The organism is Salegentibacter haimaensis (assembly GCF_054121495.1).
The window spans coordinates 627,727-648,802 of sequence record NZ_JBSYGH010000001.1; the positions used below are offsets into that span (position 1 = coordinate 627,727).

Annotated in this window: 22 protein-coding genes; 11 read left to right on the forward strand and 11 right to left on the reverse strand. The window is 41.6% G+C overall.

What is annotated here, in order from left to right; translation table 11 throughout:
* Positions 1–3: 3 nt before the first annotated feature.
* Positions 4–1,230, forward strand: coding sequence for an NAD(P)/FAD-dependent oxidoreductase (locus ACW6QP_RS02975; protein WP_457909345.1), 1,227 nt, complete (start codon positions 4–6; stop codon positions 1,228–1,230).
* On the opposite strand, the gene ACW6QP_RS02980 is transcribed toward ACW6QP_RS02975, so the two are convergent.
* Complete coding sequence (locus ACW6QP_RS02980) at positions 1,220–2,032, reverse strand: SDR family oxidoreductase (RefSeq protein ID WP_457909346.1); 813 nt, start codon at positions 2,030–2,032, stop codon at positions 1,220–1,222. The genes ACW6QP_RS02975 and ACW6QP_RS02980 overlap by 11 nt on opposite strands.
* Positions 2,033–2,037: 5 nt before the next feature.
* Positions 2,038–2,514, reverse strand: a complete 477-nt coding sequence (locus ACW6QP_RS02985) for a TspO/MBR family protein (protein ID WP_457909347.1) — start codon at positions 2,512–2,514, stop codon at positions 2,038–2,040.
* Positions 2,515–2,652: 138 nt separating this feature from the next.
* Here ACW6QP_RS02985 and ACW6QP_RS02990 point away from each other — a divergent pair, with 138 nt between their 5' ends.
* From ACW6QP_RS02990 to ACW6QP_RS03035, 10 genes are all read left to right on the forward strand, one after another.
* Positions 2,653–3,738 (forward strand): diphosphomevalonate/mevalonate 3,5-bisphosphate decarboxylase family protein, encoded by a 1,086-nt coding sequence (locus ACW6QP_RS02990; protein ID WP_457909348.1) that lies wholly within the window; start codon positions 2,653–2,655, stop codon positions 3,736–3,738.
* On the forward strand, positions 3,738–3,971 hold the full coding sequence (locus tag ACW6QP_RS02995) for a DUF4160 domain-containing protein (RefSeq protein ID WP_457909349.1): 234 nt from the start codon (positions 3,738–3,740) through the stop codon (positions 3,969–3,971). The genes ACW6QP_RS02990 and ACW6QP_RS02995 overlap by 1 nt, the downstream gene beginning before the upstream one ends.
* On the forward strand, positions 3,968–4,228 hold the full coding sequence (locus tag ACW6QP_RS03000) for a DUF2442 domain-containing protein (RefSeq protein ID WP_457909350.1): 261 nt from the start codon (positions 3,968–3,970) through the stop codon (positions 4,226–4,228). The genes ACW6QP_RS02995 and ACW6QP_RS03000 overlap by 4 nt, the downstream gene beginning before the upstream one ends.
* On the forward strand, positions 4,225–5,163 hold the full coding sequence (locus ACW6QP_RS03005; RefSeq protein ID WP_457909351.1) for a mevalonate kinase family protein: 939 nt from the start codon (positions 4,225–4,227) through the stop codon (positions 5,161–5,163). The genes ACW6QP_RS03000 and ACW6QP_RS03005 overlap by 4 nt, the downstream gene beginning before the upstream one ends.
* A 16-nt stretch (positions 5,164–5,179) precedes the next feature.
* The gene (locus ACW6QP_RS03010) at positions 5,180–6,085 is read left to right on the forward strand and encodes a geranylgeranylglycerol-phosphate geranylgeranyltransferase (RefSeq protein WP_457909352.1); all 906 of its coding nucleotides are present in this window, start codon (positions 5,180–5,182) and stop codon (positions 6,083–6,085) included.
* An 84-nt stretch (positions 6,086–6,169) separates the two neighbouring features.
* On the forward strand, positions 6,170–7,033 hold the full coding sequence (locus ACW6QP_RS03015) for a pseudouridine synthase (protein WP_457909353.1): 864 nt from the start codon (positions 6,170–6,172) through the stop codon (positions 7,031–7,033).
* A gap of 281 nt (positions 7,034–7,314) precedes the next feature.
* On the forward strand, positions 7,315–8,718 hold the full coding sequence (locus ACW6QP_RS03020) for an arginine decarboxylase (protein WP_457909354.1): 1,404 nt from the start codon (positions 7,315–7,317) through the stop codon (positions 8,716–8,718).
* A 48-nt stretch (positions 8,719–8,766) separates the two neighbouring features.
* Positions 8,767–9,642, forward strand: a complete 876-nt coding sequence (gene speB, locus ACW6QP_RS03025) for an agmatinase (protein ID WP_457909355.1) — start codon at positions 8,767–8,769, stop codon at positions 9,640–9,642.
* Complete coding sequence (locus ACW6QP_RS03030) at positions 9,635–10,606, forward strand: deoxyhypusine synthase family protein (protein ID WP_457909356.1); 972 nt, start codon at positions 9,635–9,637, stop codon at positions 10,604–10,606. The genes speB and ACW6QP_RS03030 overlap by 8 nt, the downstream gene beginning before the upstream one ends.
* A gap of 56 nt (positions 10,607–10,662) precedes the next feature.
* On the forward strand, positions 10,663–11,352 hold the full coding sequence (locus tag ACW6QP_RS03035) for a lipid-A-disaccharide synthase N-terminal domain-containing protein (RefSeq protein WP_457909357.1): 690 nt from the start codon (positions 10,663–10,665) through the stop codon (positions 11,350–11,352).
* Here ACW6QP_RS03035 and ACW6QP_RS03040 read toward each other — a convergent pair.
* From ACW6QP_RS03040 to arsS, 9 genes are all read right to left on the reverse strand, one after another.
* Entirely contained in the window at positions 11,291–12,637 is a 1,347-nt protein-coding gene (locus tag ACW6QP_RS03040) for a glycosyltransferase 87 family protein (protein WP_457909358.1), read from the reverse strand. The genes ACW6QP_RS03035 and ACW6QP_RS03040 overlap by 62 nt on opposite strands.
* 133 nt (positions 12,638–12,770) lie before the next feature.
* The gene (locus ACW6QP_RS03045; protein ID WP_457909359.1) at positions 12,771–14,237 is read right to left on the reverse strand and encodes a cellulose synthase family protein; all 1,467 of its coding nucleotides are present in this window, start codon (positions 14,235–14,237) and stop codon (positions 12,771–12,773) included.
* Positions 14,237–14,929: a glycosyltransferase family 2 protein gene (locus ACW6QP_RS03050; RefSeq protein ID WP_457909360.1), complete on the reverse strand. Its 693-nt coding sequence runs from the start codon at positions 14,927–14,929 to the stop codon at positions 14,237–14,239. Before ACW6QP_RS03050 ends, ACW6QP_RS03045 begins: the two co-directional genes overlap by 1 nt.
* The gene (locus ACW6QP_RS03055; protein WP_457909361.1) at positions 14,930–16,513 is read right to left on the reverse strand and encodes a 4Fe-4S binding protein; all 1,584 of its coding nucleotides are present in this window, start codon (positions 16,511–16,513) and stop codon (positions 14,930–14,932) included.
* A gap of 48 nt (positions 16,514–16,561) precedes the next feature.
* Positions 16,562–17,134: a transposase gene (locus tag ACW6QP_RS03060; protein WP_457909362.1), complete on the reverse strand. Its 573-nt coding sequence runs from the start codon at positions 17,132–17,134 to the stop codon at positions 16,562–16,564.
* A 19-nt stretch (positions 17,135–17,153) separates the two neighbouring features.
* Complete coding sequence (locus ACW6QP_RS03065; RefSeq protein ID WP_457909363.1) at positions 17,154–18,449, reverse strand: NAD(P)/FAD-dependent oxidoreductase; 1,296 nt, start codon at positions 18,447–18,449, stop codon at positions 17,154–17,156.
* A gap of 1 nt (position 18,450) precedes the next feature.
* A complete protein-coding gene (locus tag ACW6QP_RS03070; RefSeq protein ID WP_457909364.1) occupies positions 18,451–19,263 on the reverse strand; it encodes a purine-nucleoside phosphorylase in 813 nt (270 codons plus the stop codon).
* A complete protein-coding gene (locus tag ACW6QP_RS03075) occupies positions 19,260–19,865 on the reverse strand; it encodes a TIGR04282 family arsenosugar biosynthesis glycosyltransferase (RefSeq protein WP_457909365.1) in 606 nt (201 codons plus the stop codon). Before ACW6QP_RS03075 ends, ACW6QP_RS03070 begins: the two co-directional genes overlap by 4 nt.
* 19 nt (positions 19,866–19,884) lie before the next feature.
* Positions 19,885–20,940, reverse strand: a complete 1,056-nt coding sequence (arsS, locus tag ACW6QP_RS03080; protein WP_457909366.1) for an arsenosugar biosynthesis radical SAM (seleno)protein ArsS — start codon at positions 20,938–20,940, stop codon at positions 19,885–19,887.
* Positions 20,941–21,076: the final 136 nt, after the last annotated feature.

Genomic DNA, 21,076 nt, shown 5'->3' on the forward strand with positions numbered 1-21,076 from the left:
AAAATGCAAAATTTCGATATCATAATTATTGGTGGCGGTGCCGCAGGATTTTTTACTGCGATTAATGCGGCTGAGGCGAATCCCAACCTGAAAATAGCCATTTTGGAGCGGGGAAAAGAGGTGCTTACCAAAGTGCGAATTTCTGGCGGAGGTCGATGCAATGTGACCCACGCCGAATTTCTTCCGAAGGAACTCAGTAAAAACTATCCGCGGGGAGAAAAAGAACTGCTCGGGCCTTTTCATAAATTTATGACTGGCGATACTATGGATTGGTTCGAAAAACGGGGAGTAGAATTAAAAATTGAAGATGATGGCCGCATTTTCCCGGTTTCAGATTCTTCAGAAAGTATTATCAACTGCTTTTTACAGGAGGCCGAAAGGCTAAAAATTTCAATTCTGAAGAAACACTCTGTAGAAGCTATTTTCCAGAATGAAGAGCGCTGGCAACTCAAAACTTCACAGGGTGATTTTTCAGCAGAAAAAATTCTGATAGCTACCGGCAGCAATCCCAAAATCTGGAAATTACTGGAAAAACTCGGGCATAGCATAGTGCCGCCGGTGCCTTCGCTGTTCACCTTTAATATCAAAGACGAGCGAATAAAGAATATCCCGGGAATCGCAACTGAAGCTGAGGTAAGTTTACTGCTTAAAAACACCAATTTCGATCCCAGCCGTGGGCCTTTGCTTATTACACACTGGGGAATGAGCGGGCCGGCTATTTTAAAACTTTCAGCCCGTGCTGCCCGCGAATTGAACGCGGTTGATTATAAATTTCAGATTTCGGTGAATTGGTTGCCGGGGAGGGCAATAGACGAAATTTCTGAAGAATTAAGGGAATTTAAATTCGAATTTGCCAAACAACAGGTTTTAAAAACTCCAAAATTCGCGTTACCGAAACGCCTCTGGCAAAATTTAGTGAGTGCAGCTGGAATTACTTCCGAAATAAGTTGGGCCGACCTCAATAAAAAACAGCTGGAGAGCCTTGCCAGGCAATTATGCCAGGCTCGCTTTGAGGTAAATGGGAAAAGTACTTTTAAGGAAGAATTTGTCACTGCCGGCGGGGTAGACCTAAAGGAAGTGAGCTTCAAAACTTTTGAAAGCAAATTGCATAAAAACCTGTATTTGGCAGGGGAGGTTTTAAATATCGATGCCGTCACCGGCGGATTCAATTTTCAGAATGCCTGGACAGGTGGATTTTTAGCCGCAGTGGCAATGGCGGCTAAGTCATAGTTTTTGAAACAATTTTATTGTAAAGTCGTGAAGGTAAAATTTTGCGCCACATCAAAATGAATCTGGCCTGCAGCCCAACCGGGTAGCGCAGTTTAAAGCCTTTATCGGTAGCGGCATCATAAACCGTTTTTGCTACGATTTCTGGCCCCGGGGCACCTTTGCCCACTTTTTCAAACTTTTTTAGCACCCTGTTTTCAAGCTCCTCATAACCTGTCACCGAATCATTTTCGAATAGATTTTGGGATCTGCCATAAAAATCGGTTTTAATCGGGCCGGGCTCTACCACGCGAACTTTAATATTGAACTGCCTCAATTCGAATTTAAGCGCTTCAGAAAAACCTTCTACAGCCCATTTTGAAGAATTATAAATGCTATAAAGCGGGAAGGTCATTTTTCCGCCTACCGAGGTGATATTGATCATGGTTCCGTCGCGATTTTCCTTAAAATGCGGAATTATCGCCCGGCAAAGATCCATTAGTCCAAAAACATTCACCTCGAATTGATGTTTGATATCTTCTGAAGTTGATTTTTCAAAAACTCCCACAGCTCCATAACCCGCGTTATTGAGCAAAACATCAATTTTCCCGAAATCTGAAATTACTTCGGCTAAGCATTTTTCAATTTCTGAATGCTTCGTGACATCCAGTTGGTAAAGCTTGAGTTTTGGACTTTCAATTAACTCTGTTTCCTTTTCAGGCGAACGCATAGTAGCGGCTACATTCCAGCCTTTTTCGGCAAAATACTTGGCGGTGGCACGTCCAATTCCGCTGGAGGCACCGGTGATAAGGATAGTCTTGTTCATAATTTTTAATTAAGCCACCAAACCTGGAGGTTTAGTGCGAGAGCCATTAAAACCCAAATAGCATAGGGGATCATTAAATAGGCGGCCAAATCGCTTACGATTTTAAACCATTTTATGGTTAGTAGCACAAGGATGAATAATGTTATTACTGCAAGCAGGGCCCAGAAAACCTCGTGGAGCCCAAAGAATAACAGCGACCAAAACCCATTGAAAAGCAACTGAAATCCAAAATGGTATAAGGCGGTTTTCACCCATTTATGATAAAAATCTTTGGTCCATACCAGGCCGGCCGAGATGCCCATCAATACATACATAAATAACCAAACCGGGCCAAAAATCCATTCGGGCGGATCAAACCAGGATTTGGTGAGATCGGGGTACCAGGCGTTCATTCCGGTTTGCGTGGCAACCGCTCCCATAAAACCAAACAACAGGCAAATGCCGATAGCTACCGAACTGCGTATGAAGAGCTTCCTGGTCATTTTTTGATTGGTTTAGACTTACTAAAATAAAAATTTATTTGGATTGAGAAAGTGATATTTGTCGCGTTTAGTCTTCATTGCTTTAGCTTAGGATGTAGATTCGACGGCTAAAACCTATATTTGCTAAAATTTTAGGCAATGCAAGAACAGGATTTTATTCTGCAAAATTTGGAAAATCTACCCGACCGTGGGAATTATACCTGGCAATCTCCCAGCAATATTGCACTGGTTAAATATTGGGGAAAACTGGAACATCAAATCCCTGCAAATCCGTCGATTAGTTTTACGCTTAAAAATTGCCATACCAAAACCAGGCTGGAATTTTTCAAAAAAGAAAACAGGGGCGAGGATTTTGATTTTGAACTCTACTTCGAGGGAAATAAGAAGGAAGATTTTAAGCCGAAGATCCTTAAGTTTTTTCAGCGAATCGAGAAATATGTTCCTTTTCTAAAGGAGTTTGGCTTTGAAATTCAAACCGAAAACTCTTTTCCCCATAGTAGCGGAATCGCTTCTTCGGCCAGTGGGATGAGTGCTTTGGCGCTTTGCATTATGAGCCTGGAGAAGCAGATAAATCCTGAAATTTCAGAAGAATATTTCTTTCAAAAGGCATCATTTCTGGCCAGGCTTGGCTCAGGAAGCGCCTGCCGCAGCCTTGAAGGCCCGGTAATTGAATGGGGCGAGCATCAAGCAACAAAGGGCAGCAGCGACCTCTTCGGAATAAAATATCCCTACAAACTTCACGAAGTTTTTAAAAACTATCAGGATACGATCCTGCTGGTTGATAAAGGCCAAAAACAGGTGAGCAGCACGCTGGGGCACGACCTTATGAATGGACATCCTTTTGCAAATGCCAGATTTAAACAGGCTCATAAAAACCTGCATGACTTGCAAAAGATCTTTGAAACCGGAGATCTGGATAAATTCACCGAATTGGTAGAAAGTGAAGCTCTCACCCTGCACGCTATGATGATGAGCAGCCTTCCCTATTTTATTCTTATGAAGCCCAATACTCTGGAAATCATCAATAAAATATGGAGTTTTAGAAAGGAAACCGGCAGTAAGCTCTGCTTTACCCTTGATGCGGGCGCCAATGTACATTTGCTCTACCCCGAAGCCGAAAAGACCAAAGTTTTGGAATTCATTAAGAATGAGTTGGTTGGCTATTGCGAAAAAGGGCAGTATATTTGCGACCAGGTTGGAGATGGAGCGATAGAAATTAAGTAATGCCAACTATACTTCGAAGTAAAGGATTTAGGTTCTTTTTTTATTCCAATGAACATTTGCCTAAGCATATTCATGTTACTGGTAAAGGCGGGGAGGTAAAGATTGAGTTAGATTCCTTAACTTTGATTTATAATTACGGAATGAAAAAAGCCGATCTCAAGTCTATAATTGAAATCGTCGAGCGTCGAAGATTCTTTTTTCAGAGGAAGTGGGATGAATTTTATGAATCATGAAAACATCTAAAGTAAATTCTAAAATCACAGAAGTCTCATTTAGAGATGGGAAGGTTTTTTTTAGTTTGGAGGATGGTTTGGAAATTGGTTCGCCCCTAAAGTGGTTCCCAAAACTTTACAGGGCTTCTGAAGAAGAATTGATGGATTATACAATTTCACCTGGAGGCTATGGTGTACACTGGAACAAGGTTGATGAAGATTTATCGGCCTATGGTATGCTAAGTCACCTTCAGGATCAAAACGCTAATACAATATGAAAGGACCTCTATTTTATTCAAAAATTCTTCTCTTCGGAGAATATGGAATTATTAAAGATTCCAAAGGTTTATCTATTCCTTACAATTTTTACAATGGCGCTTTAAAGGTCGATGAGAACCCTTCAGGAGCTGCTATTAAATCGAATAGAAGTCTACAGCGTTTTGCCGATTATCTGGCAGAGCTCGAAAAAAACAACCCCGAATTAGTACAATTCGACCTGGCTTCACTAAATGCCGATATCGAAAAAGGTATGTATTTCGATTCTACCATTCCGCAGGGTTATGGAGTGGGAAGCAGCGGGGCCCTGGTAGCCGCGATCTACGATAAATATGCTACCGATAAAATCACCGTTCTTGAAAATCTTACCCGTGAGAAACTTTTAAAGCTGAAAAAGATTTTTGGCGAAATGGAGTCTTTCTTTCACGGAAAATCTTCAGGACTTGATCCTTTAAATAGCTACCTGAGCATTCCTATTCTCATCAATTCAAAAGACAATATCGAACCTGCCGGTATTCCTTCCCAAACCGAAAGCGGCAAGGGAGCAGTATTTCTTCTGGATAGTGGCAGCACCGGCGAAACCGGGCCAATGGTGAGCATCTTTATGGAAAATATGAAGCAGGAAGGTTTCAGAAATATGCTAAAAGATCAGTTTGTAAAACATACCGATGCCTGTGTAGATGATTTTCTGAAAGGAGATGTGAAATCGCTTTTCAAAAATGTTAAAAGTCTTTCCCACGTGGTTTTAGACAATTTCAAGCCTATGATCCCGGCGCAATTCCATAAACTTTGGAAGAAAGGAATCGACACAAACGATTACTATCTTAAACTTTGTGGCTCAGGCGGTGGTGGTTATATTCTTGGTTTTACTGAAGATATTGAAAAAGCCCGCAAATCCCTTAAAGATTATAAATTAGAAGTGGTATATAACTTCTAGACAAAATTACCACTTAATGGTTTCGATCTCCAACAAACGCTTGTTGCTGAAGTTGCTTAGTTTGTTTTCGGCGATTCGGGGCTATAATATTCTGGTGCTGGTTATTGCGCAGTACCTTACCTCGGCTTTTATTCTTGCACCCGATCTTCCGCTAAGGCAGGTGATTTTTGATGCCAACCTCTTTTTTATCATTTTATCGTCGGCCACCGTTATCGCTTCTGGATACATCATCAATAACTTTTACGATAGCGAAAAAGATTTGATCAACAGGCCCAGAAAGACTATGCTGGATAGAATTATTAGCCAGCGCACCAAGCTTTCGGTTTATTTTATTCTGAATTTACTCGCCATATTTTTCGCGAGTTATGTTTCCTTTAAAACCGTGGTTTTCTTTTCGATCTATATTTTCGCCATCTGGTTGTATTCCCATAAGCTGAAGAAAATACTGTTCCTGGGAAATCTTGTGGCTTCTATCCTGGCTATTACCCCGTTTTTTGTGATTTTCGTGTATTATCGAAATTTTGAAACCGTTATCTTTATTCACGCTACTTTTCTCTATTTAATGATTGTAATGCGTGAACTGGTAAAAGACCTGGAAAATATGCAGGGAGATTTGGCCCAAAATTATCAAACCATCCCTGTGGTTTATGGAGAAAAATGGAGTAAATTTTTCCTTTCGGTTTTAACCATACTTGCGGTAATCCCCACTTTGCTGTTGATCACCCGCTTTGACACAGGCCAAATGGACTATTATTTTTACGTTTCTCTACTGCTTTTGGTGTTTTTTGTGCTATTTCTGTATTTCAGCAAAGCAAAATGGCAGTATCTCTTACTTCATAATATTCTGAAATTGATCATTGTAGCAGGAGTATTTAGCATTCTGCTAATAGATCTTCCCGAGGTGCTCAACAGGGTATTTTAAAGCCGCTGGTTTTTACAGAACATTATTCTTTTCATAAATTATTTAATCTGTAGTTATACAGTACCTTTGCAAAAAATTAGCGATATGAGTAGAAACGACAAATCTTCAGGAGGAAAATTTAGCGGCCGCCAGGGTGGAGGCAAAAAAAAGAGTTCTTATGCCCGGGGAAATGCCCCTATAAAAAAGCAGGGAGATAAGACTTCAGCTAAACCAGCTTCAAGCAAATCTGCAGAGAAAAAAGATGGAATTCGACTCAATAAATACATCGCCAATGCCGGGGTGTGCTCGCGTCGCGATGCCGATATTTATATTTCCTCCGGGAATGTTACCGTAAACGGAAAGGTAATCACCGAGATGGGGTATAAAGTTCAGCTTAGCGATGACGTGAAATTTGATGGCAGAAGCCTTAGCCCCGAGCGACCCGAATATTTTGTGCTTAATAAACCCAAAGGAGTCTTTGTTACCGGAAGCCTCGAAAAAGGCGGGAAAACCGTGATGGAAATTATGGCCAAGGCCACCAAAGCCAAATTAGACCCCGTAGGAAAACTCGATACCCAGGCGATGGGCCTTTTAGTATTTACCAACGATGGCACCCTGGCCAAAAGGTTGGGGAAACCCCGAAACGGAATTCGCCAAATTTACCATGTAAGTCTTACCAAACCTCTGGCAAAAGAACATCTGGATAAAATTAAAGAAGGGATTACCCTCGAAGACGGAAAAGTGAAGGTTCAGAACATTAGTTATATCGCCGATAGGCCTAAAAATGAAATTGGCCTGGAAACCAATTCGGTTAAAGCTCACGTGGTACAGCGCCTGTTTAAAAGCCAGGGCTATGAGATAGATAAACTGGATCGTGTGGTCTTTGGCGGAATCACGAAAAAAGACCTGCCAAGAGGCCGGTTTAGAAGGCTTACAGAGCAGGAAGTGATTAATTTAGGGATGCTTTAAAAAAAGTGACTCAGTAAAAAGTTTTTTAATATTTTTGATCCCGAAAGTTCAACTGAACTTTCGGGATTTTTATTTTAATAAATCTAATGCACAGCTTTAGTTGACGAATTTAAAAACCTATGTGTCCGGCCGCTTTTTCGGTTCGGAATTCCTTGTATTCAGCCCGCTTCGGGGCTTGAATAATCCCTGCAAGATTATTTTCTTAACAAATTTTTACCAGTCAAATCTTTTGATGCGGTAATATTATCCCTAATTTTTTACCATAATTTTAATCTACTAAATTGAATACCAAGTACAGCGACCTCATAGACCAAACTTATTATTTTCCGCAAGAGGAATTTACACTCGAGAATAACGAACTACAGTTTCACGGTATAGATTTGATGGAACTGGTGAAGCAGTATGGTGCACCTTTAAAATTCACCTATCTGCCTAAGATTTCAGAAAATATAAAGCGCGCCAAAAAATGGTTTGGAGATGCGATTAAAAAGCACGATTATAAAGGTTCCTACAATTATTGTTACTGTACTAAAAGTTCGCATTTCGAACATGTACTCAATGAAGCCCTGAAGAACGATATTCATATCGAAACTTCTTCGGCCTTTGATATCAATATCGTGGAGCACCTAAAAAAATCGGGCAAAATTACCGATGAAACCTATGTGCTTTGCAATGGCTTTAAAAGGGATGAATATATTGAGAATATCGCTCGTCTTTTAAATAACGGGCATAAGAACTGTATCCCAATTATCGACAATTACGAGGAAATCGATTTGCTTTCTGAAAGCATTGACGGGAAATTTCCGATAGGAATTCGAATAGCTTCTGAAGAAGAGCCGAAATTTGAATTTTATACCTCCAGGCTTGGGATTGGGTATAAAAATATTGTTCCGTTTTACAACAAGCAGATCAAAGAAAACGACCAGGTAGAGCTGAAGATGCTTCATTTCTTCATCAATACCGGGATTCGTGATACCGCCTATTACTGGAACGAACTCATAAAATGTTTAAAGGTTTATATCGCCTTGAAAAAGGTGTGTCCCACTTTGGATAGTTTGAATATTGGCGGAGGTTTTCCCGTGAAAAACTCCCTGCATTTCGAGTATGATTATGAGTATATGGTAGATGAAATCATCAACCAGATAAAACTGGCCTGCGAGGAAGCCGATGTTGAGGTGCCTCATATTTTCACCGAATTCGGAAGTTTTACCGTAGGTGAAAGCGGGGGCGCTATCTATGAAATCCTGTACCAGAAACAACAAAACGACAGGGAGAAATGGAATATGATCAATTCCTCTTTCATAACCACCCTGCCAGATACCTGGGCCATTAGCAAAAAATTCGTGATGCTCGCGGTGAACCGTTGGAATGATGAATACGAGCGGGTGCTTCTGGGCGGTTTAACCTGTGATAGCGATGACTATTACAACTCAGAGCAAAACGTGAATGCGATTTATCTTCCGAAGTATAAAAGAGATAAACCTTTATATATTGGGTTTTTCAATACCGGGGCATACCAGGAAACCATAGGAGGATTTGGAGGTCTGCATCACTGTTTGATTCCTCAGCCTAAACACCTGTTAATAGATCGCGACAAGGATGGAAATTTAACCACAGAAGTTTTTAGTCCCCAGCAAAAATCGGAGGATATGCTTAAAATTCTTGGGTATCTCAATGGGAACTAAAAAATTAATAACTTTATACAACTAACTCTTAATCAATCAACTTTTAAAATGAACAAAAAGAATTACGCCGGGATACCCGATAAATATGCTCGTATAGACGATGCAAAAGTGGTATTGATTCCTGTTCCTTACGATGGTACAAGCACCTGGCAAAAAGGAGCCGATAAAGGCCCTGAAGCTTTTTTAGCAGCTTCAGAGAATATGGAACTTTTCGATATTGAAACCCGAAGTGAGGTTTACAAAAAAGGAGTATATCTTGCTCCTCCCGTAACCGAGAATTCTTCTCCCGAAAAAATGGTGGAGGCGGTTCACAAAACCGTAAAAAACTACATTAAGCAGGAAAAATTCGTCACCATTTTTGGTGGGGAACATTCGGTTTCTATTGGTACGATAAGAGCCTTCAACGAAAGTTTTGAAGATCTCACCGTAGTGCAAATCGATGCTCACGCCGATCTTCGGCCCGAGTATGAAGGTTCAAAATGTAACCACGCCTGTGCCGTACATGAGGCCAGCAAAAAGGCCAACCTTATTCAGGTAGGAATTCGGTCTATGGATATTTCAGAAATGGATCATATGGACGAGAACCAGGTGTATTTTGCACACGATCTTTATGAAGACTGGATGGATGATGCTATTGGGCAAATGACTCCCAACGTTTTTATAACCATAGACCTGGATGCTTTCGATCCTTCAATTATGCCTTCTACAGGAACTCCCGAGCCGGGCGGACTCTTCTGGTACGAAACCCTGGAGTTTCTAAAACTGATGTTCAAGAAAAAGAATGTGGTTGGTTTTGACATCGTAGAGCTATGCCCGAATGAAAATGAGAAATCTTCCGATTTCCTGGCGGCCAAGTTATACTACAAAATGTTAAGCTATAAATTCAAATATTTAAATCATAACGACGAAGACGAAGATGAGTAAAGGAGCGATTTCGCAATTCATAGAAAAATATTATTTACACTTTAATGCCGCCGCACTGGTAGATGCTGCTAAAGATTATGAAAAGCAGCTTCAGGGCGGTTCAAAAATGCTGGTTTCTCTTGCCGGGGCGATGAGTACCGCCGAGCTGGGAAAAATCTTTGCCGAGATGATTCGCCGGGATAAGGTGCATATCATCTCCTGCACCGGGGCTAACCTCGAAGAAGATGTGATGAACCTTGTGGCTCATTCACATTACAAGCGAGTGCCTAATTACCGCGATCTTACGCCCAAAGAGGAGTGGGACCTGCTTGAAAAAGGTCTAAACCGGGTGACCGATACCTGTATTCCCGAGGAAGAAGCCTTTAGGAGAATTCAGCATAAAATTGTTGAAATTTGGAAAGATGCCGAAGCAAAAGGCGAGCGCTATTTCCCTCACGAATTTCTTTACAAACTATTGCTTTCGGGAGCCCTGGAAGAACACTACGAGATAGATATCAAAGATTCCTGGATGTACGCCGCTGCAGAGAAAAATCTGCCAATGGTGGTTCCCGGTTGGGAAGACAGTACCCTGGGTAATATTTTCGCCAGCTATGTGCTAAAAGGCGAACTTAAGGCCAGCACAATGAAATCGGGGATTGAATATATGACTTTCCTTGCCGACTGGTACACCGATAATTCCAAAAACGGAATTGGTTTCTTCCAGATTGGAGGAGGAATAGCCGGAGATTTCCCAATTTGCGTGGTGCCAATGCTGTACCAGGATATGGAAAGAACCGATACCCCATTTTGGAGCTATTTCTGCCAGATTTCAGATTCTACCACCAGCTACGGGTCATATTCAGGGGCGGTGCCTAACGAAAAGATCACCTGGGGTAAACTCGATATAGATACACCTAAACATATCATCGAAAGTGACGCTACCATCGTGGCGCCGCTTGTTTTTGCCTATTTACTCGATATGTAATTATAACATAGCTTTATAATAAGTCGAAGCTGTTTCAATCGCATTTTCATGTAATATTGAAACAGCTTTTTTTATTGTTGCTTATGGGAGACTGGATAGTTTATGGAATAGGATTTTTTGCACAGCTGTTATTTTCAGCCCGACTCATCACCCAATGGATAAAATCTGAAAAAGCTAAAAAAATTCAAACCCCCAGCCTCTTCTGGAAATTGAGCTTACTCGGGGCGATCTTGCTGTTTATTTACGGCTATTTGCGTAAGGATATCCCAATAATGTTAGGTCAGTTTTTGATTTATGGCGGCTATTTTAGAAATCTACAATTGCAGGGGGAGTGGAAGAAAACCCGGCTTATCTTTAAAATTGCAGTAATCGCAATGCCCATTTTAATAGGTCTTTACCTCGTTTTCTTCGGAAGTTTAAGTTGGACCGATTTCATTGAAGGCGAAAACCTTTCTACCTGGCTTATCGTTCTGGGAATCTTTGGTCAATTGGTGTATACTTCCCGGTTTATCTATCAATGGATTCACGCCGAAAGAACCCAGGAGTCTGATCTTACCAGAAAGTTCTGGATCATAAGCCTAACCGGCTCGGCCCTGATCTTTACCTATGGGATTTTCAGAAAAGATCCCGTTCTATTAGCGGCTCATTTCTTCGGAAGTGTAATTTATATCAGAAACCTGTTCATTATTCATAAGCAGGAGCAGAAGCCTTCTTTTGAAGAACTTCGTAAAGAAGATATCCACTAACGGCCAGGTATTGCACAGCGAGAAGCCAGAAATTTTCTTCAACCTCAGGACTGGAATAAGCAAAATAGCTGAGAAATATCAGGCCTGACCATAAAATCATATATCGAAATTTGGTAAAAACCGATAGCAATAAAGGCGTTGCCAGGTACCAGGGATGTACGGTAGTAGAAAGGAAAAAATAAACTGTAATCCCAAAAAGCATTGAAACGATAAGATTTTGCAGGTTTTGATTCCTTCTGAAAAACGCTAAGCCCAGGATGATAAGAATCACGATAATCGGAAGAATTTTCCCCACAGTTGCAATGATGTTGTAACCTTTAATTTCAAAACCAATCCAGCGAATCAGGTAATAAATACTGGCGTTAAATTCAAATTTTTGAAACCAGAGGCCCAGGCTGTTCGAAAAATTCGAGATGACTTCCGAAGAGAGAAAAGGCAGGAAAGTGATAATTACAATCGCGCCAACTGTCAAATAGTATAAAGCCAATTTTTGAAGTTTTAAGCCCTCTTTTTTTCTGAAGTAATTCCACAACAAGGGCAAAAAAATAAGCGGAAGCAGTTTGACCGAAACTGAAATTCCGAATACAATTGCACTTGGCAGCCATTTCTTCTGCTGAAGCAAATACAGTGACCAAATCATAAAAAACAACATCACGCCTTCAAAATGCAAATTCCCGGTGAGTTCTATGATGACAAAAGGATTCAGGAAATACCAAAAAATTTGATGCGCTGGGAGGCCAAAATTCTGAAGCAGTTTCCTTCCGAAGAAAAGCGTTCCGAAATCGACCAGGATAATGAGAATTTTCATCACGATCACCGAACCTAAAATAGATTTTCCGCCTAAAAAAGCAGAAATAGCAAAGATCAACTGATTTACCGGCGGGTAGCTGGTATAATTTTGCTGGCTGAGGTCTCCCATTCCCTCGTATAATTCCACCCAAATTCCCTGAAAATTGCCGATAAGTTCAGTAGGAGTACTTAAGTAAGGGTTAAATCCCTCCAAAATCAACATTCCGTCCCATATAAAGCGATAAAAATCCTGGGAGAGGTTGGGCAGGGCAAAAAGGGAAATAAGCCTGTACAGCAGCCCTAAACCGGCCAGAAACCAAAAATTGATCTTTTCCAGCTGAATTAGCCTGAAACTCATAAAGAACAATGCGCCGTAAAGGCCGATTAATTTTATAAAGTCACTGCGGTCGAGTTGGTAGGCGAAAGAAAAATAGAAGGCAATGCCGGCTAGGGCGATGAGCAGGCTGAAGCGGTGGATTTTTAGAAATTCATTCATTATTTGAATTTATCACTTTTACCTAAATTAAGGTCTCGTTCCGATAGCTATCGGAAGCGCTCGACCTGACATTGATCTCGACTGCGCTCGACCCGAAAAGGATTTCGACTGCGCTCGACCTGACATCAGCTTTTTAGATTTTAATCGATTTAAATACCACAAACCCAAACCCAATAAACAACATCAAATGAAAGATGGCCAGGCTAAAATCCTTTAAAATAAAAGCGCTGTAAAGTCCGAACCCGAAATACACCCAAAGGCCGAATTCTATTAATAATTGCGGACTGAAATTCGGGCCCAGGTACTTATTGTTTTTCCAGTTTTGATTGGGCGATTTGAGATTGAATTTCGGGGTGCGAATAAACTCCGATTTTTTTCCGAAATGACCCTCGAGCACCGCAATAGAATTATGCAGCGAAAAGCCCATCACTATGGAAAAGAAACTAAAAAACATCCCGGTAAATTTCAGCAAACTTTTGAAACCGCCGCCGTGAATTTTTTCCCAGGCCGCATAGTAGCAAAAGAAAAAGATAAGGCTGCTTAGCAGAAAAATTCCTAACCAATTAAAATACCAGCCCAAGTCTGCATTTTGACTTTTTATGTAAAGTACGGGTACACTCAAAATTGCCAGCAACAGCACAATTAAAAACATACTGGAATTGAGCAAATGGAAAAATCCGTGGAACTTGGTGCTGAAAGAAACCTTTTTATCCCAAAGCAGTTTTTTATAATTTTTCTTGAAATTTTCAGCTGCGCCTTTATTCCAGCGAAATTGTTGAGATTTGGCTGCGCTTATAGCCACCGGAAGTTCAGCGGGAGTTTCCACATCTTCCAGGTATTTGAATTTCCAGTTTTTGAGCTGGGCGCGGTAGCTCAGGTCAAGGTCTTCGGTGAGAGTATCGCCGCTCCAGTTGCCGGCATCCAGGATGCACTCTTTTCGCCAAATTCCGGCCGTGCCATTAAAATTGATGAAATGCCTTCCGAAATTTCTTCCGGTTTGCTCCAGAATAAAATGAAAGTCGAGCGCAAATGCCTGAATTTTCGTAAGCCAGGAATAATCCCGGTTAATATGCGCCCAGCGGGTTTGTACCACGCCGATTTCAGCATCTTTAAAATAGGGGACGGTTTGTAAAAGCCAGTCTTTTTTTGGCAAAAAATCGGAATCGAAGATCGTGATGAATTCGCCCTTGGCAGTTTTTAGACCTTCTTTTAAAGCACCCGCCTTAAACCCCGTTCTCGACTCCCGCCGACAATGGGTGATATCAAACCCAGACTTTTTTAAACGCTCCACTTTTTCAGCAATGATCGCGACCGATTCGTCGGTAGAATCGTCCAGGACCTGGATTTCCAGTTTGTTTTTGGGATAGTCGATTTCCGCAATATTTTCCAGCAGCCGCTCTACCACGTAAAGTTCATTGTAAAGCGGTAATTGAATAGTAACGGCAGGAATTTGTTCAGGATTGCTTAAGTCGAATTTATTGGAAGAATCGGCCTGATTTTTTGCTTTTCGGTAGTTGATAAGTAGCTGTAGCTGGGAGAGGCTGTAAAGAAAAATTACCAGCAATGCCAGGGAATATATGATGAGAATTGCAAGCGCCATTACTTAAAACTGTATTTAAAGATCCAGCCCAGAATCTTCACTCCCGCAAAGATAGCACCTTTCACCGTGCCTGAAACTTTTGAAATGCCTATGCGGTTTTTATACTTTACCGGAACTTCGGAATAGGAATACTTTTTTTTAAGGGCTTTGAGTTGCATTTCAACCGTCCAGCCATAGGTTTTATCTTCCATTTCCAGCGCCAGGAGTTTGTCGTATTTTATTGCCCGAAAAGGTCCCAAGTCGGTAAAACGGGCATTGAAGAATAATTTCATCAAAGACGTAGCCAGCCAGTTGCCAAAAATCTGCGGACCAGTCATCGAAGCTTTTTCGCGCAATTCTTTTACGCGGGCACCGATTACCAGGTCCAGGTCTTCGTCTATGATCGGAGCCACTATTTTGTTCAATTCTTCGGGATAATCGCTGTAGTCCCCGTCTAGAAATACTATGATATCGGGTTTTGGGTTTTGAGTTGCGACATAATTGATCCCTTTGAGGCAGGCATAGCCGTAACCTTTTCTTTTTTCTGAAAGTACCGTGGCACCGGCAGCTTTGGCATTTGCCTCGGTAGCATCGGTCGAGTTATTGCTCACCACGATCACTTCATCAACGATTTCCGGGATTTCATTAATCACCTTGCCTATAGAAGCTTCTTCATTATAGGCGGGGATGATAACTTTAATGATTGGGGGCATTTATTTGGTCTTCTGGTTCAGCAAATCTAAAAGGTCTACCTCATTTCCCATTAAAACTTCTTCAGAATTAATTCGGCCATTCGGGCTATCGTTTTCCAGTTTTAATACTCCCCGCGGGCAAACTGCAGCACAAATTCCGCAGCCAACACAGCTGGAGCGAATAATATTTTCGCCTTTTTGAGCATAGGCCCGCACATCGATTCCCATTTCACAGTAGGTGGAGCAATTTCCGCAGGAAATACATTGCCCGCCATTGGTGGTAATTCTGAATTTTGAGAAAAGTCGTTGCTGCATTCCCAGGATGGCTGCCATTGGGCACCCAAAGCGGCACCATACCCGGTTTCCGAAAATGGGATAAAAACCTACCCCGATTACCCCGGAAAAGGCTGCGCCAATGAGAAAACCGTACCACATTCTCAATTGGTAGCCCGGGAAAAAGAAAATATTATTATTCCAGCTGAAGTAGTTGATCGAAATGATAGAAAGTATAATCACCAGGTAGCCAATGGCCCCATAGCGTGCGTCCTTTTCCAGTTGATCCCGTTTAAAAAACCAGATGAGTCCGAATAATAAGGTTAAAAATGCGGCCGAGCCCCAGAGAAATACATCTTTGCTTAGCCAAAACCTGCCGGCGTTATCATTCAGAAAAGAATAGACCACGGCAATGCTCATCACGGTGACGAAAACCAGTACGCTGTGAATCACCCAGCGTTCAACTTTCCAGGCGAAAAGCGATTTATCTGAAAGATGACGGTAGGGGTCCCCGGCTGTTTCAGCCAGGCCTCCGCAGCCGCAAACCCAGCTGCAATACCAACGCTTTCCGTATTTATAGGTTAAAATTGGAGTGATCACGAAGATGGCTAAAAGTCCAAAAACCAGCATCGCCACCCCCAGATTTCCTGCCGAAAGAAATTCGTTAATCTTATAATCGGCAAAAAGATCGTAATTAAGCGGCCAGATATTGGCGGGATTGTAATAAGGCTGATTAAGCCTAACCAGGATTTCAGGGATTAAAAACGCGAATCCCAGTTGAAAAAACATCACCGAAAAAGTACGCAGAACCTCATAGCGGTTATGGCGGTATTTCAGAATGAATTTATAACCGAAAATAAAAATGGCCAGGGTGTATAAAGTCCCGTAGACAAACCATTGGCTGGCTGGATTTCCATTTAAGATTTTGCTTAAAGGGTCAAAAAGTGAGATCACTCCGGTATTCGGGCCATTTTCGTTAAGGCCTAAAAATTCTGGAAACCAGTATAAAACGATGTAGAACAGGGTAAGCGCAATCCCGGTTATCCAGGCCCAGAGACCCCTGTTGGTCATAGATTTAAACCACAGGCCATCGTTTTTAATTCCGGGGTGGGTGTTTTTATAGAGATCCCGGGAAAAAATTACGGTTCCTGCTGTCATTAATCCTAAAGAAAGGATTAAAAAGAGGCTTTTGTTAGGAAAACTCACATTGGCCAGGGCAAGTACCAGGATAAACAGGCCAGCCAGACCTATGCCTGAAGCCAGTTTTTGAATTAAGCTTAGACCTGTCGGCGGCTCCCCCGCAAGGGACATATTTCGTTCTAATTTGCTCATATATTTATGTTAGACCTCACAGGTTTTCAAAACCTGTGAGGTCTGTGCTTATTCAAAGAGAAAACCTCTATCGTTTAGAAATTCAAGATTATCCTGTTTCTGATAATGAACCTTAGAAAAATTCACTATATCATCAAAGTAACTAATCACTTCATCACTGCATAAAAATGAATCTTCCCTATTTATTATTTTAGAATAAGAGGAATATTTATATGCACGGAAATCTTCTATTAAATTATGATTTTGAGGATTGAAATGAATATACAGAATTAAATTTCTAAGATAACTTTCGTTTTCGATTATTTTCCGTTTAAATCGATCCTGAAATAGACTTCCACTTCGGTTATAAGCTTTATTTACTGTTTTTGCATATGCATTAAATAAATTTGAAAAAGCTTTTGAAATAAAAACATCCTGAATATCCTCCCTGGTTCGTAGCAAAATATGAAAATGATTTTTTATGAGGCAATAAGCATATATGTCTGCTACCGGAATTATGTATTTTATCATTAATTGAATGAAATAATCATAATTTTTTTCTTCAAAGAAAATATGTTGATTGTTATTACCTCTATTATAAATATGGTAATACCTTCCTGCGATTATTGGCTCATATTTCATTCTAAAAAGTATTTAGACCTCACAGGTCTCCAAGACCTGTGAGGTCTGTTTTAAAACTTTCAAAAATCTGCTTTTCATAGCGGGTATAAAACTCCGGGTCAAAATTGGCCTTTTCCAGGTGTTGTAGCACAAAGCCTATGTTGCGATTTTCTGTTAACCAGCGATCAAAAATCTCGTGACGCATACGAATTCCGTAAGTGTTGATTCCGAGAAATTTTTGGTTTTCAGGATTAAAGGCAAAAGTTACTGCTTTTGTGCCATCCTGGTGCTGCCAGTGAAATTGTTTTTCATCCCTGCCCGGTTCGGCCGAAACCCTGCCATAGGTTTGATATTCAATATCAAAAAATTTAGCCGAATTAAACCAGTTTCCCGGCTGGTAGGGAGTTGGAGTTCCTGTAAGCGTTTTTGCCAGGGTTTCGCCCATCATTCTTCCCGTATACCAAACCGCTTCAATAGCCTTCCGGCCAGGTTGTGGGTGTCTTAATTGAACACAGTCCCCAATGGCATAAACATCTTCCAGGTTAGTTTGCAGCTTTTCATCCACCAAAATTCCCCTCTCCATTTCAAGCTCTGAATTTTTTAAAAAATCGATATTGGGACGCACCCCGGCGCAGAGACCCACAAGTTGACATTCGATTTCCTCTCCACTTGAGGTCACCACAGCCCGAACCTTTCCATTTTCATCTGGCAAAATCTTGTCGAGTTCTGTTTCGTGCCTAAGATTTATGCCGTGAGAACGAATATGCGCCGAAATCATTTCGGCGTCCTGGAGGGGAAGTATATTTTGCCAGAAAGCCTTTTCGCGTACCAACAAAGTTACCTCGATATTTCGGGTGCTTAGCATTTCGGCAAGTTCTACCCCTATAAGGCCGCCGCCTACAATTACTGCTTTTTTGCAATTTGGAGTGTTTTCTTCCAGCAGCTCTAAATCCTGTTTGCTAACCAATCCCTGCACGCCCATTAAATCCTCGCCTTCCCAGCCAAATTTATTGTAGACCGAACCGGTGGCCAGCACCAGCTTGTCATAATTCAAAGTTTCTTCGGAAGAAAAATGTAGTCGTTTTTGCTGAAAATCTATCTTTTCAACCCAACCCTGTTTTAATTCGATGCGGTTTTTATCCCAAAACCAATCTTCGTATGGCTTGAGATGTTCCCACTTCATATGGCCCATATAAACGTACATCAATGCCGTGCGCGAAAAGAAATAGTCGCTCTCGGCAGATATCACGGTGATTCGCATATCAGAATTTTTTCTGATATGACGAGCGCAGGTGATCCCTGCTATGCCGTTACCTATAATGACGGTATGCTCCAATTTATACGTTTTTTATCACCTCCCTAAAAAGTTTGATCATATCGGGTTCTGCTTTTTTAGCCATTTCTATAATATCCTGAATGTTTACCGGTTCGAGGTTATCGGGGTCGCCTTCATCGGTAATTACCGAAATTGCCGATACCGGGATACCCAGGTGGTTAGCCACGATCACTTCTGGTACGGTACTCATACCCACGGCGTCGGCGCCCAGAATTTTTAGCATTCGATACTCGGCCCGGGTTTCTAATTGGGGCCCCAACACGGCTGCGTAAACTCCTTTATGAAGTCTGATATTTTGCTCTTTGGCAGCTTTTTCAATAATGCTGTTCATTTCGGGATTGTAAGGCCTGCTCATATCGACGAAGCGTTCGCCAAGTCTTTCCACACCAAAAATGGCGAGCGGAGAATCGCCGATGAGGTTAATGTGATCATCCAGTAACATTAACTCTCCTTTTTTATAATCGAGATTTACAGATCCCGAGGCATTGCTTACCAGTAGTTTTTTTATTCCCAGGCGCTTCATAACCCGCACGGGATAGGTTACTTCGCTTAGACTGTAACCTTCGTAATGGTGAAACCGGCCCTGCATTACGATTACCTGTTTGCCTTCAAGTTTTCCGTAGAGAAGTTTTCCCTTGTGAAATTCGACGGTAGCTGTGGGAAAATAAGGAATGTGATTATAACTGGCTTCGACTTCAATTTCGAGTTCATCTACCAATTTTCCGAGTCCGGTTCCCAGGATGATGCCCAACTCGGGTTCGCCAAAACCTCTGGATTTGAGATAATCTACAGATTCATTTAACTCCTTTATCATTGAAAATATGTTTTGAATTCAGGAAGATTTGGGATATCGGCTACGCAGTCTATATCGTTGCGTTCTTCCAGAAGTATTACTTTTTTATCTTTTAAGTTGGCCAGGCTGTCTTCAAGTACTCTGGCTGTGCTCCATTTTTTGTTTTGAAAAAGCGCATTGTGTGGGGACTTCATTCCCAGTAAATAATAACCTCCATCCCTGGCCGGGCCAATCACTACATCGCTTTCATCAAGTTTTCTAAAGGCCTGTTTCAAATCCCCGGTTTGCAGATCATAAAGATCAGAGCCTATGATGATCACTTTCTGGTAATTTTGCTGAAAAGCTTCAGCAAAGGCATTTTGCATTCTTTCACCCAGGTCGTTTCCCTGTTGCAATTTTTTGCTGAAATGTTTCTCGTCCCAGATATCTTTCTCGGGAATTTCATCAGAATAAAAAACCCATTTTTCCTGCGGAAGCTTTTTAGTTACTTCCATCGTATGCTGAAGCAAATACCGGTATAACTTCAGCGCGTTTTGATCGCCAATATCAACAGCGAGCCGGGTTTTCACCCTGCCGGGTTTCGGATTTTTAGTAAAGATGAGGAGAAGATCTCTGGAATTCAAACTTCGGAAAAATTAAATATTAGGCTACGGTCCCCTGGCAACTACTACCGGCCCCGGCTGTGCACCCGTAACAATGCTGTGAAATTACGATTTCCCGGTCTTGCAGCAAAGTTTCGTTGTAATCTTTAATATGTTGAGATTTCGAGGCTACCTTGAGTTCCAGCATCTGGTTGAAATCACAATCGTACAACCAGCCATCCCAGCTCACCGAAATCGTATTGGTACACATCACATTTTCTACAGCCGCAGGGTTATAGGCATTCACGAGTTCGTGCATATAGTCTTCATAATTTTCAGAAGCGATCAAATATTCTAAAAACCGACTTATTGGAAGATTGGTTATGGCAAACAGGTTGTCGAAATCGATATTAAAATCTTCCTTTAGTGCTTTTTTGAAATCCTTTTCCATCGCGGCCTGGTTGCTGGGTAAAAAGGCTCCTGCGGGATTGTAAACCAAATCTAATTTCAAACCTGTGCCGGGTTGGGCGTAACCAACGTCATTAAGCATTTGGAGGGCTTTGATAGACTTGTCAAAAACTCCGCTGCCTCTCTGTTTATCGGTTTTCTCTCTTTTGTAAAAAGGAAGGGAGGAGACTACATGTACCCTGTATTTCCTGAAAAATTCGGGTAGGTCGTGATATTTCTTATTGGCTAGAATGATGGTTAGATTCGAACGAACGATAAAATCTTTAATCCCTGCTTTGGAGGCTTCTTCAACAAACCATCTGAAATCGGGATTCATCTCGGGGGCGCCTCCTGTGAGATCGAGCGTATGCGCCGAAGTACTTTTAATAACCTCCAAACACTGCTGCATAGTTTCGCGGGTCATAATTTCCTTGCGATCTGGCCCCGCATCAACGTGGCAGTGCGAACATACCTGGTTGCACATATAGCCTAAATTAAGCTGAAGAATTTCCAGTTTTTTAGGTTTAAGCGGGAAATGCCCGGTTTTGGCGATTTTATCCTTAAAATAAGGCAATTCTCCCTCCTTAAAAATTCCGTTACTGAGAATTTCCAGTTGAGTTTTGGGCTGGGAGAGATGGTCCTGTCTGGCTTTAAGGGATTTGTGAGACATTTGGTATTTTCTTTTTCATAGGTTTGGCAGAGGGGCTCGCAGGCTCGCTTAGTTGTTGTGGGCTCGCAGGCTCGCTTAGTTGTTGTGGGCTCGCAGGCTCGCTTAGTTGTTGTGGGCTCGCAGGCTCGCTTAGTTG

What these genes read in the sequence shown, in the direction of transcription:
- ACW6QP_RS02975 (WP_457909345.1), top strand. Translation starts at nt 4, where the DNA reads ATGCAAAATTTCGATATCATAATTATTGGTGGCGGTGCCGCAGGATTT.
- ACW6QP_RS02980 (WP_457909346.1), bottom strand. Translation starts at nt 2,032, where the DNA reads ATGAACAAGACTATCCTTATCACCGGTGCCTCCAGCGGAATTGGACGT.
- ACW6QP_RS02985 (WP_457909347.1), bottom strand. Translation starts at nt 2,514, where the DNA reads ATGACCAGGAAGCTCTTCATACGCAGTTCGGTAGCTATCGGCATTTGC.
- ACW6QP_RS02990 (WP_457909348.1), top strand. Translation starts at nt 2,653, where the DNA reads ATGCAAGAACAGGATTTTATTCTGCAAAATTTGGAAAATCTACCCGAC.
- ACW6QP_RS02995 (WP_457909349.1), top strand. Translation starts at nt 3,738, where the DNA reads ATGCCAACTATACTTCGAAGTAAAGGATTTAGGTTCTTTTTTTATTCC.
- ACW6QP_RS03000 (WP_457909350.1), top strand. Translation starts at nt 3,968, where the DNA reads ATGAAAACATCTAAAGTAAATTCTAAAATCACAGAAGTCTCATTTAGA.
- ACW6QP_RS03005 (WP_457909351.1), top strand. Translation starts at nt 4,225, where the DNA reads ATGAAAGGACCTCTATTTTATTCAAAAATTCTTCTCTTCGGAGAATAT.
- ACW6QP_RS03010 (WP_457909352.1), top strand. Translation starts at nt 5,180, where the DNA reads ATGGTTTCGATCTCCAACAAACGCTTGTTGCTGAAGTTGCTTAGTTTG.
- ACW6QP_RS03015 (WP_457909353.1), top strand. Translation starts at nt 6,170, where the DNA reads ATGAGTAGAAACGACAAATCTTCAGGAGGAAAATTTAGCGGCCGCCAG.
- speB (WP_457909355.1), top strand. Translation starts at nt 8,767, where the DNA reads ATGAACAAAAAGAATTACGCCGGGATACCCGATAAATATGCTCGTATA.
- ACW6QP_RS03030 (WP_457909356.1), top strand. Translation starts at nt 9,635, where the DNA reads ATGAGTAAAGGAGCGATTTCGCAATTCATAGAAAAATATTATTTACAC.
- ACW6QP_RS03040 (WP_457909358.1), bottom strand. Translation starts at nt 12,637, where the DNA reads ATGAATGAATTTCTAAAAATCCACCGCTTCAGCCTGCTCATCGCCCTA.
- ACW6QP_RS03045 (WP_457909359.1), bottom strand. Translation starts at nt 14,237, where the DNA reads ATGGCGCTTGCAATTCTCATCATATATTCCCTGGCATTGCTGGTAATT.
- ACW6QP_RS03050 (WP_457909360.1), bottom strand. Translation starts at nt 14,929, where the DNA reads ATGCCCCCAATCATTAAAGTTATCATCCCCGCCTATAATGAAGAAGCT.
- ACW6QP_RS03055 (WP_457909361.1), bottom strand. Translation starts at nt 16,513, where the DNA reads ATGAGCAAATTAGAACGAAATATGTCCCTTGCGGGGGAGCCGCCGACA.
- ACW6QP_RS03060 (WP_457909362.1), bottom strand. Translation starts at nt 17,134, where the DNA reads ATGAAATATGAGCCAATAATCGCAGGAAGGTATTACCATATTTATAAT.
- ACW6QP_RS03070 (WP_457909364.1), bottom strand. Translation starts at nt 19,263, where the DNA reads ATGATAAAGGAGTTAAATGAATCTGTAGATTATCTCAAATCCAGAGGT.
- arsS (WP_457909366.1), bottom strand. Translation starts at nt 20,940, where the DNA reads ATGTCTCACAAATCCCTTAAAGCCAGACAGGACCATCTCTCCCAGCCC.